11 protein-coding genes and 3 pseudogenes are annotated in these 13,534 nt (G+C 55.7%); 11 read left to right on the top strand and 3 right to left on the bottom strand.

The features are described from left to right. Positions 1-107 precede the first annotated feature (107 nt). From AC1EKE_RS04670 to AC1EKE_RS04620, 11 genes and pseudogenes are all read left to right on the top strand, one after another. On the top strand, positions 108-2,264 hold the full coding sequence (locus AC1EKE_RS04670) for a hypothetical protein (RefSeq protein WP_480308463.1): 2,157 nt from the start codon (positions 108-110) through the stop codon (positions 2,262-2,264). Positions 2,265-2,268: 4 nt separating this feature from the next. Then, positions 2,269-2,853: a DUF4112 domain-containing protein gene (locus AC1EKE_RS04665; protein ID WP_480308462.1), complete on the top strand. Its 585-nt coding sequence runs from the start codon at positions 2,269-2,271 to the stop codon at positions 2,851-2,853. A gap of 111 nt (positions 2,854-2,964) precedes the next feature. Further along, positions 2,965-4,059, top strand: a complete 1,095-nt coding sequence (locus AC1EKE_RS04660; RefSeq protein WP_480308460.1) for an aldose epimerase family protein — start codon at positions 2,965-2,967, stop codon at positions 4,057-4,059. Positions 4,060-4,092: 33 nt separating this feature from the next. Further along, positions 4,093-5,511, top strand: a complete 1,419-nt coding sequence (locus AC1EKE_RS04655) for an MFS transporter (RefSeq protein ID WP_480308458.1) — start codon at positions 4,093-4,095, stop codon at positions 5,509-5,511. Positions 5,512-5,517: 6 nt separating this feature from the next. Next, positions 5,518-6,684, top strand: coding sequence for a galactokinase (gene galK / locus AC1EKE_RS04650; RefSeq protein ID WP_296158944.1), 1,167 nt, complete (start codon positions 5,518-5,520; stop codon positions 6,682-6,684). 204 nt (positions 6,685-6,888) lie between these two features. Continuing rightward, entirely contained in the window at positions 6,889-7,536 is a 648-nt protein-coding gene (locus tag AC1EKE_RS04645; RefSeq protein WP_480308456.1) for a 50S ribosomal protein L25, read from the top strand. A 107-nt stretch (positions 7,537-7,643) separates the two neighbouring features. Then, positions 7,644-8,249 carry a DUF3109 family protein gene (locus AC1EKE_RS04640; protein ID WP_480308454.1) on the top strand — a complete coding sequence of 202 codons (606 nt, stop codon included), beginning with the start codon at positions 7,644-7,646 and terminating at the stop codon, positions 8,247-8,249. Then, the gene (gene pth / locus AC1EKE_RS04635) at positions 8,242-8,853 is read left to right on the top strand and encodes an aminoacyl-tRNA hydrolase (protein ID WP_297128136.1); all 612 of its coding nucleotides are present in this window, start codon (positions 8,242-8,244) and stop codon (positions 8,851-8,853) included. The genes AC1EKE_RS04640 and pth overlap by 8 nt, the downstream gene beginning before the upstream one ends. Before the next feature lie 20 nt (positions 8,854-8,873). Continuing rightward, a complete protein-coding gene (locus AC1EKE_RS04630; RefSeq protein ID WP_480308451.1) occupies positions 8,874-9,386 on the top strand; it encodes an RNA-binding S4 domain-containing protein in 513 nt (170 codons plus the stop codon). Positions 9,387-10,252: 866 nt separating this feature from the next. Continuing rightward, a pseudogene (locus tag AC1EKE_RS04625) lies at positions 10,253-11,482 on the top strand (site-specific integrase). Between the two features lie 5 nt (positions 11,483-11,487). Continuing rightward, positions 11,488-12,225: pseudogene (locus tag AC1EKE_RS04620) on the top strand (phage integrase SAM-like domain-containing protein); the annotation flags it as partial. Here the strand turns inward: AC1EKE_RS04620 and AC1EKE_RS04615 are convergent. The 3 genes and pseudogenes from AC1EKE_RS04615 to AC1EKE_RS04605 all read right to left on the bottom strand — a co-directional run. Further along, the gene (locus AC1EKE_RS04615) at positions 12,207-12,572 is read right to left on the bottom strand and encodes a VOC family protein (RefSeq protein ID WP_480308449.1); all 366 of its coding nucleotides are present in this window, start codon (positions 12,570-12,572) and stop codon (positions 12,207-12,209) included. The pseudogene AC1EKE_RS04620 and the gene AC1EKE_RS04615 overlap by 19 nt on opposite strands. Positions 12,573-12,582: 10 nt before the next feature. Then, positions 12,583-13,308 carry a class I SAM-dependent methyltransferase gene (locus AC1EKE_RS04610; protein WP_480308448.1) on the bottom strand — a complete coding sequence of 242 codons (726 nt, stop codon included), beginning with the start codon at positions 13,306-13,308 and terminating at the stop codon, positions 12,583-12,585. Between the two features lie 10 nt (positions 13,309-13,318). Next, a pseudogene (locus AC1EKE_RS04605) lies at positions 13,319-13,534 on the bottom strand (hypothetical protein); the annotation flags it as partial.

The raw sequence follows: 13,534 nt of genomic DNA, 5'->3' as shown, positions 1-13,534 counted from the left end.
GTCCCTCCGGCGGAGACGATCCACTGAAAAGCGTTACATTTGAGCAGTCGGGTGGGCGGTGTCGCTCACGGCTGTTTTTTTATATGTACCGAAATTCTCTTTTTCCTATGTCCGATATCGATCTGCAGCGTCTCTACGAGCGCATCAAGTCTATTGCTGACCAATTGGTCGCCCGGGACGACCACTTTACCCGTGCCGACCTCGCCTATGAGCTGCGGGGTGACGGCATCTCCGGGGACTCGTCCGAGGTGAGCCGGCTGGTCTGGGAGGCGTATAGGTCGATGGGCGACGACCCCCACATCAGGGAGGCTTTCCTCAATAACAGTAGCAGCAAGAGCCTCGTCGATGAGTACCGCATCATCGACCTGATCGAGTCGAGCGAGAGTGCCAAGGCGGTGAGTGTGGTGACGGAGCTGCTCGAGGAGGGGAAGAGGGCTATGGACCGGGTCCTCCTGCAGGTGGACGAGGCGTCCCGTGACTACCGACCGGGCGTGAAGCCTCAGCTCTCTCAGCAGGCGGTCGATACCATCGTCGGCACCGCCGGCATCAAGGCGATCCAGGCGGAGTCGGAGGATCTCCTCCGGCGCTATGCCGGTCTGGTAGAGGCATATAAGGAAGCAAAAGGGGATATCAAGGGGGCCATCACCGCCTACGGTGAGCTGCGGGAGCAGGTCCTCTACAGCTATCGGGAGTGGGTGGCGCTGCTGAAGGATCTCTTTGGTGATCGGATCCATAGCGTGGCGCCGGAGCTCTTTGACTTTGATAAACTTCGCTGGATCGATGTAGACGAGATGTACGGCCGGGCGAGGCTCTCCTTTGACAGTCTCTCGGGGCGCGCCTCTGAGCTGCTCAGCTCTATCTCGGAGGACTTCCGCACCAGCCTCTCCGACTCGGTGCGGGACTACAGCTACGCCTCCGGTCGTCGCTTTGCCCTCGTGATGGCGGCGGTCAATCTCGTCACACACTACAGCAAGACGGTCGGCGACACCGCACGACTGAAAGGGCAGCTCCTCGACCTCCGGAGCGATGTGGTGCGGGATGCCTCCTCAATACAGGCGGATATGGCGCGGTTGGTGGAGGTGTACCGGACGATAAACGACCTCTACCTCTCGAGGGCGGACCTCTTCTATCAGTATGGGGAGCGCGTCTTCTCGGGTGAGTGGAGGGCTCTACGGGAGGCACTCTACTCCGACCCCGAAGTGAAGCAGATCGTCCGCGAGAGGGAGGAGATCCATAAGCATATGAGAGGGTTGGAGGAGAAAATGCTTGACGCCCGGCTCAATATCACCTACTATAAGGATCAGGTGGAGACGACAAAGGTGCTCCTTGACTCGCTGGAGGGGCGCTACCAGGAGGCTCTACAGGCTAAGCCAAAGGAGCCGAATTGGTTCCGCCGTATGGTCACCTTTGGTAAGGCTAGCGAGAGCTACGGCCGCGACCTCACCGAGTGGGATAAGTACGATGGAGAGATCGTGCGTAAGTACGAGGAGCTGAGGGTTGACCTGAGGGTCTTCGGCGAGGAGATCGACTCGCTACAGCGCATCTACGATGAGTCGCTCAAGGAGTACCACCAGTCGCGTATGGATGCCGGTGACCTGACGGAGCATATCCATGAGCTGCAGACCCTCTCACCGACGATGCTGAGCGATGCGGCCGCCCACCTTACCCCGGTGCTGAAGCTCCTCTCCATTGCTCGGGACATCATCGAGAGTCCGCTGGAGGATCGCTTAGTGGCTCCTCAGTCTCTCAGGGAGCTGGAGCAGACCTCCCTCCCTGCCGAGATGACGGAGCGCATCGATCGCCTCCGGCAGCGTCTGCAGGGGGTGGAGCAACAGGCGGCGCCGGTGATTGCAGAGAGGGTCTCTCACTCTGTTACTCCCTCGAGACCGGCCGACCCTCGGGATGAGCAGCGTGCCCGCCAGCTGGCTCAGGTGGCGGCAGCCCGCTCGCGTGTCGCCGCTCAGCGGTCGGCGGCAGCTGTCGATGAGCTCCTCCTGCTGCGGCAGAAGGAGGTGGCGAGTAAGGTGACCGAGGACCACTACCGGCGTGAGCTGGAGCGGATCCGTGAGACCTTTCAGTATAATATGCGGCAGATCGATGATAAGTCCGCCTTCCTTGCTGAGGTGAGGCGCCGTGTCCACACCGACCTGACCGATGAGCGTGTCCGTGAGGACCTGCTGCTCCTCGCCGGGGAGGGAAAGCAGGACCTCGGGCCGGACGACCTCCGTAAGCTGCTCAGCGGCGAGGCGACTCTGGACGTATAAGGCGATGCACGAGGGACGACGAGAGCGGGTGCGGCGTCAGCTCCGGCTGACTGACCCCGAGGAGCAAGCCTCCATGGATCGCGCTCGGGCGGAGGAGGCAGCGCGCCATGCGAGGAAGGAGGAGCGCCAGCTGGAGCTCCTCAGCGACCGCGACTACCGGATCATCCTCTGGGCGGATAGGTATATGGACCGCTACGGGATCGATGCACTCATCGGTCTCATCCCCTATGCGGGCGATGTGGTGGGCTTCCTCTTCGTGATCCCCGGCCTGCGGCTCTCGACCCGCAAGATCAGGTCCCTCCCGCTGACGCTGGCGATACTCTACAATTTTCTCATCGATGCCTGCGTCGGGCTGGTCCCCTTCATCGGTCCGGTGCTGGACTTCCTCTTCCGAGCCAATAGCCGGACCGCCAAGCTGGTTCGGGGCTTTGTCGAGGATGACCGCGAGACGATCCGTGAGGTCAATCGCCGAGCCCGCTACTTCGTCGTGGCCATCATCGTCTTGATCCTCCTCATGGTCCTTTTGGCCTACCTTTTCCTCCTCTTTTGTCGCTGGCTGATAGAGCTGGGTGGCGGTGGTGTACAATAAATTATTTGCTTATCGGTGGGGTGTAAGGGTAAAAAAGTGTACATTTGATGACGGAATATCGTCCGGGAGGGTTTCTCTCGGCTCATGCACCACTCCAACCAATGCTTACGTATGAACTATTATAGAAAGCCTGTCGCGATAGACGCAGAGAAATTTGACCGCAACCTCTGCGGTCATCCCACCCACCTCTACCGTCTCACCAATGGGGTCGGGATGGAGATGCTGGTGACCAATTATGGCGGCAAGATCGTCCAGCTGCTCGTCCCCGACCGAGAGGGCAAGCCGGTGGATATCGTCCTCGGGCACGACAGCCTCGACGACTACCTCGGGACGGAGGAGCAGTACTTCGGCTCTATCATCGGTCGCTACGGCAATCGGATCGCGAAGGGGAAGTTCACGCTTGATGACATAACCTATCGCCTCAGGATCAATAATGGTCCCAATAGCCTCCACGGCGGACCCACCGGATTCAACTTCCGTGTCTGGGAGGCCGAGCAGAGGGATGACGCTACGCTCGTGCTGCGGTACACCTCCACAGACGGTGAGGAGGGCTTCCCGGGAGAGCTGGAGGTGGAGGTGACCTATAGTCTCACTGAGGATAACACCCTCGACATACACTACAGGGCGACTACGACCAGGCCGACGGTGGTCAATCTTACCAATCACTCCTACTTCAATCTCTCCGGTGAGGGCGACCCATCCGTCCACGACCATATGCTTCGGCTCTTCGGGTCGAAGTACCTCCCGACAGACGACACGGCGATCCCCTTCGGTACCGCTGAGGCTGTGGAGCGGACGCCCTTTGACTTCCTCGACTGGCACGAGGTGGGCGAGCGGATCGACAGAGAGGAGAAGCAGCTCCTCCAGGCGCGTGGCTACGACCACACCTGGGTGCTGGATAAGGAGCCGGGTACCTTCGGACCCTGCGCCATCTGCTTCTCTCCCAAGAGCGGCATCTCCATGGAGGTGCAGACCGACCAGCCCGGCGTACAGATCTATACCGCCAATTGGCTCACCGGCAATATGAGGGGCAAGGGCGAGAGCCGCTATCCCGCCCGCTCAGCGATCTGCTTCGAGACACAGCACTTCCCCGACTCTCCCAATAAGCCCGACTTCCCCTCTACGGTCCTCCGCCCGGGAGACACCTACGAGAGTCGGACCACCTTCGCCTTCTCCACCGTGGAGATACAGGACGAGGAGCTCTGACCATACGCTTACTAACACTTTCCACAATATCTTATGACTAAAACGTACAATCAGACGAAGCCCAATTACTTGGTGCCCTTCATCATCATGGTGGTGCTGATGGCTCTGATCGGCCTGATCACCAACCTCAATCAGCAATTCCAGGCCCCGATGCAGGCCGCCTACCTCATCAAGGGAGGTAGCATGACCAATACGCTGACGACGGCGCTCAATTTCGCCTTCTTCCTCGCCTACTTAGTGATGGGTCCGATCAGTACCCGATATATCGAGAAGAATGGGTACAAGAAGTCACTCATCCTCGGTCTCGGCATCCTGATCGTTGCCTTTGCGATCTATATGTGCTCCGCCTGGTGCTTCGACAGCTTTGACCTGCCTCGCTTCTCTGACGCGATCAGTGAGGCAAAGTCCATCGAGGAGCAGGGCAGTATCGCTGCCATGCAGGCTTCTGCGGCTGAGACGGGCAATTTTGTTATCAATACCGCCAAGTCCGGCGACTTCACCGGTCTCACCTGGCAGGGTCCCGTAACCCTCCCGATCGCTTACTGGATCTTCCTCATTGCCGCCTTTGTCGCCGGTACGGCACTCACCTACCTCCAGGCTGTGGTCAATCCCTACCTCGTCGCCTGCGATGTCCCCGGCACCACCGGCGTACAGCGTCAGAATATCTCCGGTACCGGTAACTCCCTCATGACCACGCTCGGCCCGCTCTTCGTCGCCTACGTGATCTTTAGCGGAAAGAGCGGACTCGAGGTCAATATCACCTCCCTCTACCTCCCGATCATCTGCCTGATGGTCCTCGTGGCGGTGATCGTCTTTGCCCTCACGCGCATCAATCTCCCCGAGATCGAGGGTGTCTCCTCAGGCAACGAGAAACTCCCCGATAGCGTCTGGTCCTTCCGTCAGCTCTCACTCGGGCTGGTGACCCTCTTCTTCTACGTCGGCGTGGAGGTCTGCGTGGGTGCCAATATCGTCCTCTATGCGATGAACGACCTCGCGATGGCCGCCAAGCTCGGCGCCACGCTCGCCTCTTTCTACTGGGGTGGTCTGCTGGTCGGTCGCTTCGTCGGCAGCTTCCTCAGCAAGGTCAGCGCCCGCACGCAGCTGATGATCGCCGCCCTCGCCGCGCTGATCCTCGTGATCCTCGCCATGGTGACGGAGAATCCCTACTTCCTCTGTGCCATCGGTCTCTTCCACTCCGTGATGTGGCCCTCCACCTTCACCCTCGCCCTCAATGGCCTCGGCCGCTACACCTCCAAGGCATCCGGCATCCTGATGATGGGCTGCTTCGGTGGTGCGCTCCTCCCTGTGATCCAGGGCGCGATGGCTGATGGTATCGGCTGGAATATCTCTTGGGTCCTCGTTGCCATCGGTGAGGCATGGATCCTCTTCTACGCCCTCTGGGGGTGCAAGCCCAATAAGACCGACGTCCCTGCCACCCACACTGCAGCCTGAGTCCTTATGAGAAATAGAGAAAAAGTGAGAGCTGCCTTTGGGCAGGCCTTTGACCACACAGACGGGGTGTGCCTCTACTTCGCCCCCGGCCGGATCAATGTCATCGGTGAGCATACCGACTATAATGGAGGCTTCGTCTTCCCCGGTGCCGTCGACACCGGCATTATGGCGGCGATCCGTCCCAATGGTACCGACCGCATCAACGCCTTCGCCATCGACCTCGACGAGAGAGCTTCCTTCGGTCTCACGGAGGAGGACGCTCCCGAGGAGCAGTGGGCGCGCTACATCTTCGGCCTCAGCCGCGAGATGCAGAAGCTCGGCGTCCCGGTCAGGGGCTTCGACACCGCCTTCTCCGGTGATGTGCCGCTCGGGGCAGGTATGTCCTCCTCCGCTGCTCTCGAGAGCTGCTACGCCAGGGCGCTCAATGAGCTCTTTGGTGACGGCAAGGTGGACGACTTCGACCTTGCCATCGCTGGGCAGATGACCGAGCACCACTATGTGGGTGTCAATTGCGGGATCATGGACCAGTTTGCCAGCGTCTTCGGCAAGGCGGGGCACATCATGCGCCTCGACTGCCGCTCGCTGGAGCACGAGTACTTCCCCTGGGAGCCCGAGGGCTACCGCCTCGTCCTGATCGACACGGTGGTGAAGCACAATCTCGCCTCCGGTGCCTACAATCAGCGCCGTGCCTCCTGCGAGCATGTGGTCCGAGCTCTCCGTGAGGCCTATCCCGACCGCAAGATCGAGTACCTCCGCGACGCTGACCTCCACATGCTGGATAGCATCCGGGACAAGGTCTCCGCTGAGGATGCGCTCCGGGCCGAGTACGTGATTGAGGAGATCGATCGTGTGCTGGTGGTCTCCGATGCGCTCAAGGCGGGGGACTACCCCACCGTGGGTCGTAAGATGTACCAGACCCACTGGGGCCTCTCAATGAAGTACGAGGTGAGCTGTGAGGAGCTGGACTTCCTCGTACTCGAGGCACTTCATCACGGCGTCACCGGCTCACGTGTCATGGGTGGAGGCTTCGGTGGCTGCACGATCAATCTCGTCCGCGAGGAGCTCTACGACAGCTTCATCGCCCACGCCACCAAGGCGTATGAGGAGAAGTTTGGTCACGCACCCAAGGTCTACCCCGTCATCATCGGTGACGGTGCTCGCCGCTTAGAGTAAGGTCGGCGAATCGATCATCCCTCTATGGAGAGAGAGTCCTACCCGGGCTTTCTCTCCTTTTTTTGCCCAAAGGGGGAGTCGGGGGGGGTCGTTATGTGAGAGGAAATCAGTATCTTTGCGTGCTTTTCTTATGGAAAAGGCCTATCAAGGTGTGATGGGAAATTAGGAAGAGCTAATTTTGAGTAACACAACTAATAAGCAAGTATGAAGACGTACAGTCTAAGTGCCACTCTCCGCAAGGAGGTGGGTAAGAAGGCGACCCGCGACCAGCGTCGCCAGGGTCTGATCCCCGTAGAGATCTATGGTGGTGAGAAGAATCAGAGCCTCCTTGTATCCAAGAAGGATGTGCGCAACCTGATCTACTCTCCCGACGTGCACACGGTCGAGCTCTCTGTAGAGGGTGGCGACAAGGTGATGTGCATCGTGCAGGACCTGCAGTTCCACCCCGTCACCGACGAGGTGCTGCACATTGACCTCCTCCAGATCTCTGAGGATAAGCCTATCGTGGTCAATATGCCCATCGTCCTCGATGGATTCGCGAAGGGTGTCCGTGCCGGTGGTACGCTGATCACTCGTATGCGCTACCTCAAGGTCAAGGGTCTCTATACCAATATCCCCGATCGTCTCCACATCGACATCACCAATATGGGTGTTGACCAGCCGATCCAGGTACGCAATCTGAGCTTCGACAACCTCGAGCTGCTCAACGCCGGCAACGCCGTTGTCGCCACCATCAAGTCCTCCCGTGAGATGGCCGCTATGGCTGCTCAGATGGAGGCTGAGGAGGAGGTTGCAGCACCCGCTGCTCCCGAGGCTCCGGCTGAGGAGGCTGCTGAGGGCTCCGCAGAGTAAGCTACCCACGCCCCTCCCTCCCGCACTATATGCAGGAGACGACGGGTCGCAAGATCTAAGGAGAGTCACCCCGTGCCGGCATGGTAGGGATGGCTCTCCTTTTTTTTATGGCAAAGAAGAGTAAATACCTCGAGGTGGGAGAGATCCTCGTCAGTCCGGAGGTCATCACCGAGTACTTCGCGTGTGACCTCGAGGTCTGCCGGGGTGCCTGCTGCGTGGAGGGCGTGGAGGGTGCGCCCGTGGGGGAGGAGGAGAAAGCTTCCCTCTTAGAGGCGCTGCCCCAGGTGATCGACACCATCCCGCCTGCCAACGTCGATTATATGACGACCCATGGCGTGCTCTACAGCCCGGCTCCGGGAGCCTGGGCGACGATGATCGTCGACGGTGGGCGGTGCGTCTTTACCTGCAATGAGGAGGGCGAGTGCTGCCGCTGTGCCTTCGAGAAGTGCTTCACCGAGGGGGCGCAGTCGCTCTTCTACAAGCCGATCTCCTGCCACCTCTACCCCGTGCGTACCCGGCGGACCGATGCCGGGCGGACGATCCTCTACTACGACGTCTGGTCACCCCTCTGTGATGCGGCGGTGGCACGGGGTCGGCGAGAGGGGATCCGGATCTACCGCTTCGTCCGCTCCGCACTGGTGCGCGCCTACGGAGCCGAGTGGTACAGCCGGCTGGAGGAGGTGGCAGATCATTATCTATCAAGTCATGAGTGAGTCAAGTAAATACCTGATCGTGGGGATCGGCAATCCCGGCCCCGAGTACCGTGACACCCGACACAACGCCGGCTTCCGCGTCCTGAGCGCGCTGGCAGAGGAGGGAGGTGTCGCCTTTGAGGACAAGCGCTACGGCATGGTTGCCCAGATGAGGGTCAAGAATAAGATCCTCATCCTCCTCAAGCCCTCCACCTACGTCAATCTCAGCGGTGATGCCGTCCGCTACTGGATGAAGAAGGAGAATATCCCGCAGGAGAACCTCTTCGTCGTCGTCGATGACCTCAATATCCCCTTTGGCGAATTTCGCATCCGCGCTCAGGGTAGCTCTGGCGGGCACAACGGCCTGAAGCACATCGAGGCAACGCTTGGGAGTGCGAAGTACGCCCGTCTCCGATTTGGCATCGGCTCCCACTACGCCAAGGGGGGGCAGATCGACTACGTCCTCGGCTCCTTTGACGAAGAGGAGGAGGCTCAGTGGCCCAACCTCGCCATCCTCGCCGCCGAGGTGATCCGCAGCTTTGCCCTGCAGGGCATCGAGCGGACGATGAATACCTACAACGCCCGCACCAAGGACGAGACGCACAAGAAGAGCCATCATCACTAAGAGAGAGAAAAAATCGACCCATGGAAGACCTACGTATAGACCGCTGGCTCTGGGGCGCCCGAGTCTTCAAGACCCGCTCCATAGCCGCCAAGGCGTGCAAGATCAATCGTGTCACCCGCGATGGCGTCTCCCTCAAGCCCGCCTCCAAGGTGAGGGTGGGGGATCGCATCGAGGTGAAGAAGCCACCGATGACCTTCTCCTTCGAGGTGGTGGGGCTCCCCAAGGCTCGCGTGGGAGTAAAGCTGGTGCCCGAGTATCTCAAGAACGTCACCCCCAGGAGCGAGTACGAGATCCTCGAGACGATGCAGGCCGCTTATCGCCAGGGGCGGGCGCGGGGTACTGGACGCCCGACGAAGAAAGAGCGGCGCGATCTCGAGCAATTCATGGACCCGACGCAGTATATCCCCGACTGGCTCGATGACGACGATCCCGAGCTGAGAGAGGATGCTGCGGACGCTGAGACGGACGACCTCGAGCAGCTGGAGCGCGACGAGCAGGAGATGCTCGACGACCTCGGCTTCTGGGACGATTGACCTTGTCGCTCTCCGATACGGCCCTGGAGAGAGATTTCACTAATACCGATATTAGGTGCGCCTAATATCGGTATTAGTGTTTTCTTTTATCGGTATTAGATTTTTGCCCCTTTTTTGGGGCGCGCGCTATCATATCGGACGAGTCGGATGGTCGGACGAACTGCGATGCACCTATGCCGGGGTGCCACCCCGTCTGACGCAGCCCCGTCTACCGAGTCCGCAGGGCACCCCGGAGGGGTGCTTGCCCACTCCCCATATTCTCTCAAGGGATGACCGGTTGGTGTCCTCGGAATGGAGTTGCATACTTCCCGATAGGCTAACCAGCAGGGGACCCCGGTAGGGGTCCGTTCTTCATAGTCCGCGGTCGAGGCACGAAGTGTCGAAGACCCCGGGAAAGAAGACCCCGGGAGAGATATACGACCCCGCTAGGGTGTCGCACTTACCAGTCAGTCAATCAGTGCGACACCCTGACGGGGTGCTTAGTTCACCACTCTTCACAATGAGTTTAATAGCTTCTGCACCGCTCAAATGCGTCACCTTGTTTTCTCGGAGGAACTATCTTCGGAAAGGGTATTAGGTTGTAGATGAGAGGTAAGTAAATGGAAATGAGAGGGATTTGCAGTATTTCTCTATGTTCTACACAGAGGATAAAAGTGCAGAAAGCGTGGATTTGTGCAGAAGTTCCGTTACCAAATCGTTAGTCTATTCCTTGAATGGTAACGAAGAGGTAGAAGACGGTAACTGACGGAAGGCTTTTCGGTAACTTATCTTTCTGTAATTAAGGTGCTTATACTTTGATACACAATGTTTTGCATAGCTGAAAACGCTTCGATAACGGGTAACTTTGCCCATAAAAACAGAAGCGTATGCAAACAGACGAAATGAAGGTTTTGCTATACCTGAAAAAGAGCGGATTGGACAAGTCGGGGCAAGCTCCGGTAATGGGACGAATAACATACGGGCGAACCATGGCGCAGTTCAGTTGCAAGATTTCATGCAACCCCGATTTGTGGAACGCTCGTGAGAGCAGATTGAATGGCAAGAGCCGTGAAGCTGTGGCAACGAACGGCAAGTTGGAACGTCTGCTTCTCTCGGTGCAGTCGGCTTATCAAATCCTTTGCAACCGTGGTGTGGCATTTACGGCCACAGACATCAAAGAGCTGTTTCAATGAAGTATGCAAACTCAAATCACCTTTTTGGAACGATACGACCAAATGGTCGAAGAGATGAGGCAAAAGGTGGGAATCGAGATAACGGCAACAACTTTGAACAGTTACTATACTATTCGCAAGCATCTGCAAGCCTTTATAGGGGAGAAGTTCCACACGACAGACATTTCTTTTGGTCAACTTGAAGAAGATTTTTTGGAATGCTTGCGACACTACTCTGTTGGAAAGCTGGGACATTCACAAGGTTATTATCGCAAGATGGCTTTGGCGGTGAAGAAAGTCTGCCGTTTGGCATATCGTGAGGGCTTGACAGAGCGACAGCTGTTCGCTCACGTGGAGATCGAACGAGGAGAGAACAAACAACCTCGTGCTTTGGACAGAGCTTCATTGGATAAGTTGCAAGCCTTGACTTTTGAGCCTTATGAAGTGGAGTTGGAAACAGCACGCAACCTCTTTCTCTTCTCCTGTTATACGGGCGTTGCCTATTGCGATATGGTTGTTCTTAATCGGGAACACCTCTTTACGGACTATGAGGGGGCATTGTGGCTGAAGTTCCGCAGACAAAAGACAGATACACTTTGTCGTGTAAAACTCTTGCCCGAAGCGGTTCGTATGATAGAGCGGTATCAATCGAAGGAGCGCAACACTCTTTTTGCTTCCATTGCTTATTCGGCCTATCTTACCCAACTCAAAGCCTTACAACTTCGGGCTGGCATCTCTATTCCCCTTTCGGCACACATTGGCCGACATACCTTTGCCACCTTGATTACTTTGGAACGAGGCGTTCCCATCGAAACGGTGAGCCGAATGTTGGGGCATAGTAGCATCCAAACGACCGAGCGATATGCCCACGTTACCCCAAAGAAACTCTTCGATGAGTTCGAGCGGTATCTCTCTTTCACTGAAAACCTAACCTTAACCTTGTAAAACTTATGCGCAGTACATTCAAAATCCTATTCTATATCAATAAGAACAAGACCAAGGCGGACGGCACAACGGCAATCCTTTGCCGTATCACCATAGACGGAGCGAACGTGGTGATAACCACAGGCGAAAGCACCACTCCCCACGATTGGAGCGTGAAGCGAGGGGAGACAACGGACAAGAAGACCAACCAACGCCTGCAAACCTTTCGGGATGAAATCGAACAAGGATACAACACCTTGCTCTACAAATATGGAGCAGTGAGTGCCGAAATTCTGAAGAACTACCTGCAAGGCATCGGGAGGACTCCAACGACACTTCTTGCCCTTAGTACAGAAGAACTCAAAGCCCAACGAGAAAGCAAGAGTGAGGGAACGTACAGCGACAATCGAAGTTCCGACAGACAACTCAACGCCTCTGTGCGAAGTCGTAGCGAGGTGGATATTCCCCTAACAGCTCTCACGATGGACTTCTTTGATGATTATCGTTTCTATTTGAAGAAGGAGGGTTATGCCCCTGCAACGACAAACAGACATTTATGCTGGTTGAGCCGATTGATGTACCGAGCCGTCAGTCAGGGAACAATCCACTTTAATCCATTCGAGGGGGCGAAGTATGAAGCCGTAGAGCGCAAGCCTCGTTTCCTGAGCAAGGGGGAGGCGGCAATGCTCTTGGCATTCCCGTTGCAAGAGGAAGGGGCGGAACTAAGCCGAAGATTGTGTCTTTTCTACGTCTTTACGGGCTTGGGTCTTTGGTAAAATTCCAACCAATGCCCGTCGGGGTCTTCAAAGGTCAGCAACTTGCCGTAAGGCTCTGTTCTTATTTCTCCGATTGTCTTTACTCCTCTATTCTTTAATTCTTCATATACAAGTTCTATGTTGTCGGTTTCAAACATAATCCTTGTTTTGCTGGCAATCACATCACCTTTATGTGCTGGTCTTTGAAGAATGGCGAATGAAGTTTCACCTAAATCAAACTCTATCCAATCTCCATCTGTTAGTTTAACCTCAAAGCCCATGTCCTTATAAAATTGCTTTGACTTTTGCAAATCACTTACATAAATCCAACAGGCGTATATCTTCCTCGGTTTCATTCTTTTGATATTATTGATGTTTGATTTTGAGCAGACCGAAAAACGGGGTTATTTCTTGAACCTCCACAAGTTTCAAACAAACTTTCTGCAATGTCGTTTTCAAATCTTCGATAGAGTGGAACCAATATTCGGGAGGAGTGTTCTCTTTCATGTCCTGCCAAGTATAGATATGTCCCTCTTGCAGATATGGTTTGATATGATTTTCATACACTTCTTTCGGGGTAGTATGTTCCAACAGATAGCGATAGACTTCATTAAACTTTTCGGGAGATGCGTCTGGATTGAACAAGATAATTTCATCTGCCATTATCATTTCGCCATCTGCTTTCAGTACCTGCTTCACGGCTTCAAACAGTCTTGCCTGCTCATTCCATTCCACTTGATGCAGAACGAGCGAGGAAATGATTAAATCTACGCTTTCTGCCGACAGTTCCAAGTTTTGAATGCTACCACACTGAAACGAAACATTATCATAGTGCTTATAAGTATCCTTTGCCTGTGCAATATTCTCTTGGCTCGTATCTATTCCGAGAGCGGATAGAAAATGAGAAACGAATGGTTGCAGGGATTTTCCCCAGCCACACCCCAAATCCAACAATCTATCTCCATTCTTGACACTTGTAAACTCAAACATCCGTTCGCTCAATGCTTGTGTGGACTCAAACGTGTCTCTTCCGTCAGGACTAATCGTTCTTTTGATATATACGGATATGTTCTTCACCCAATTCTTTTCCATATGAATTTATCTATTGTCTCACGAATCCGTTTTTGTAGAAATCATACCAATGGGCAATCTGTTCGTGGGTATTGGCTTTCAGCAGTATAAGCATTTCACGAGTAAATTCCAAATGACCTACACCATTTGCCGTAACGATATTCTTGTCACGGCTAATTCGCATTTTGATGTGCTGGGAGGGGGAGGAAAAAGAGATTACCTTTGTTGAGGAGACAATAGATAAGGG

It is taken from the genome of Porphyromonas sp. C0041D3, from assembly GCF_056590575.1.
Note: the sequence above shows the minus strand (reverse complement) of the source record. Positions and strands in the feature narration are given on the sequence as shown.

Coding starts and splice junctions, on each gene's coding strand:
- AC1EKE_RS04670 (WP_480308463.1), top strand. CDS start 108: ATGTCCGATATCGATCTGCAGCGTCTCTACGAGCGCATCAAGTCTATT.
- AC1EKE_RS04665 (WP_480308462.1), top strand. CDS start 2,269: ATGCACGAGGGACGACGAGAGCGGGTGCGGCGTCAGCTCCGGCTGACT.
- AC1EKE_RS04660 (WP_480308460.1), top strand. CDS start 2,965: ATGAACTATTATAGAAAGCCTGTCGCGATAGACGCAGAGAAATTTGAC.
- AC1EKE_RS04655 (WP_480308458.1), top strand. CDS start 4,093: ATGACTAAAACGTACAATCAGACGAAGCCCAATTACTTGGTGCCCTTC.
- galK (WP_296158944.1), top strand. CDS start 5,518: ATGAGAAATAGAGAAAAAGTGAGAGCTGCCTTTGGGCAGGCCTTTGAC.
- AC1EKE_RS04645 (WP_480308456.1), top strand. CDS start 6,889: ATGAAGACGTACAGTCTAAGTGCCACTCTCCGCAAGGAGGTGGGTAAG.
- AC1EKE_RS04640 (WP_480308454.1), top strand. CDS start 7,644: ATGGCAAAGAAGAGTAAATACCTCGAGGTGGGAGAGATCCTCGTCAGT.
- pth (WP_297128136.1), top strand. CDS start 8,242: ATGAGTGAGTCAAGTAAATACCTGATCGTGGGGATCGGCAATCCCGGC.
- AC1EKE_RS04630 (WP_480308451.1), top strand. CDS start 8,874: ATGGAAGACCTACGTATAGACCGCTGGCTCTGGGGCGCCCGAGTCTTC.
- AC1EKE_RS04615 (WP_480308449.1), bottom strand. CDS start 12,572: ATGAAACCGAGGAAGATATACGCCTGTTGGATTTATGTAAGTGATTTG.
- AC1EKE_RS04610 (WP_480308448.1), bottom strand. CDS start 13,308: ATGGAAAAGAATTGGGTGAAGAACATATCCGTATATATCAAAAGAACG.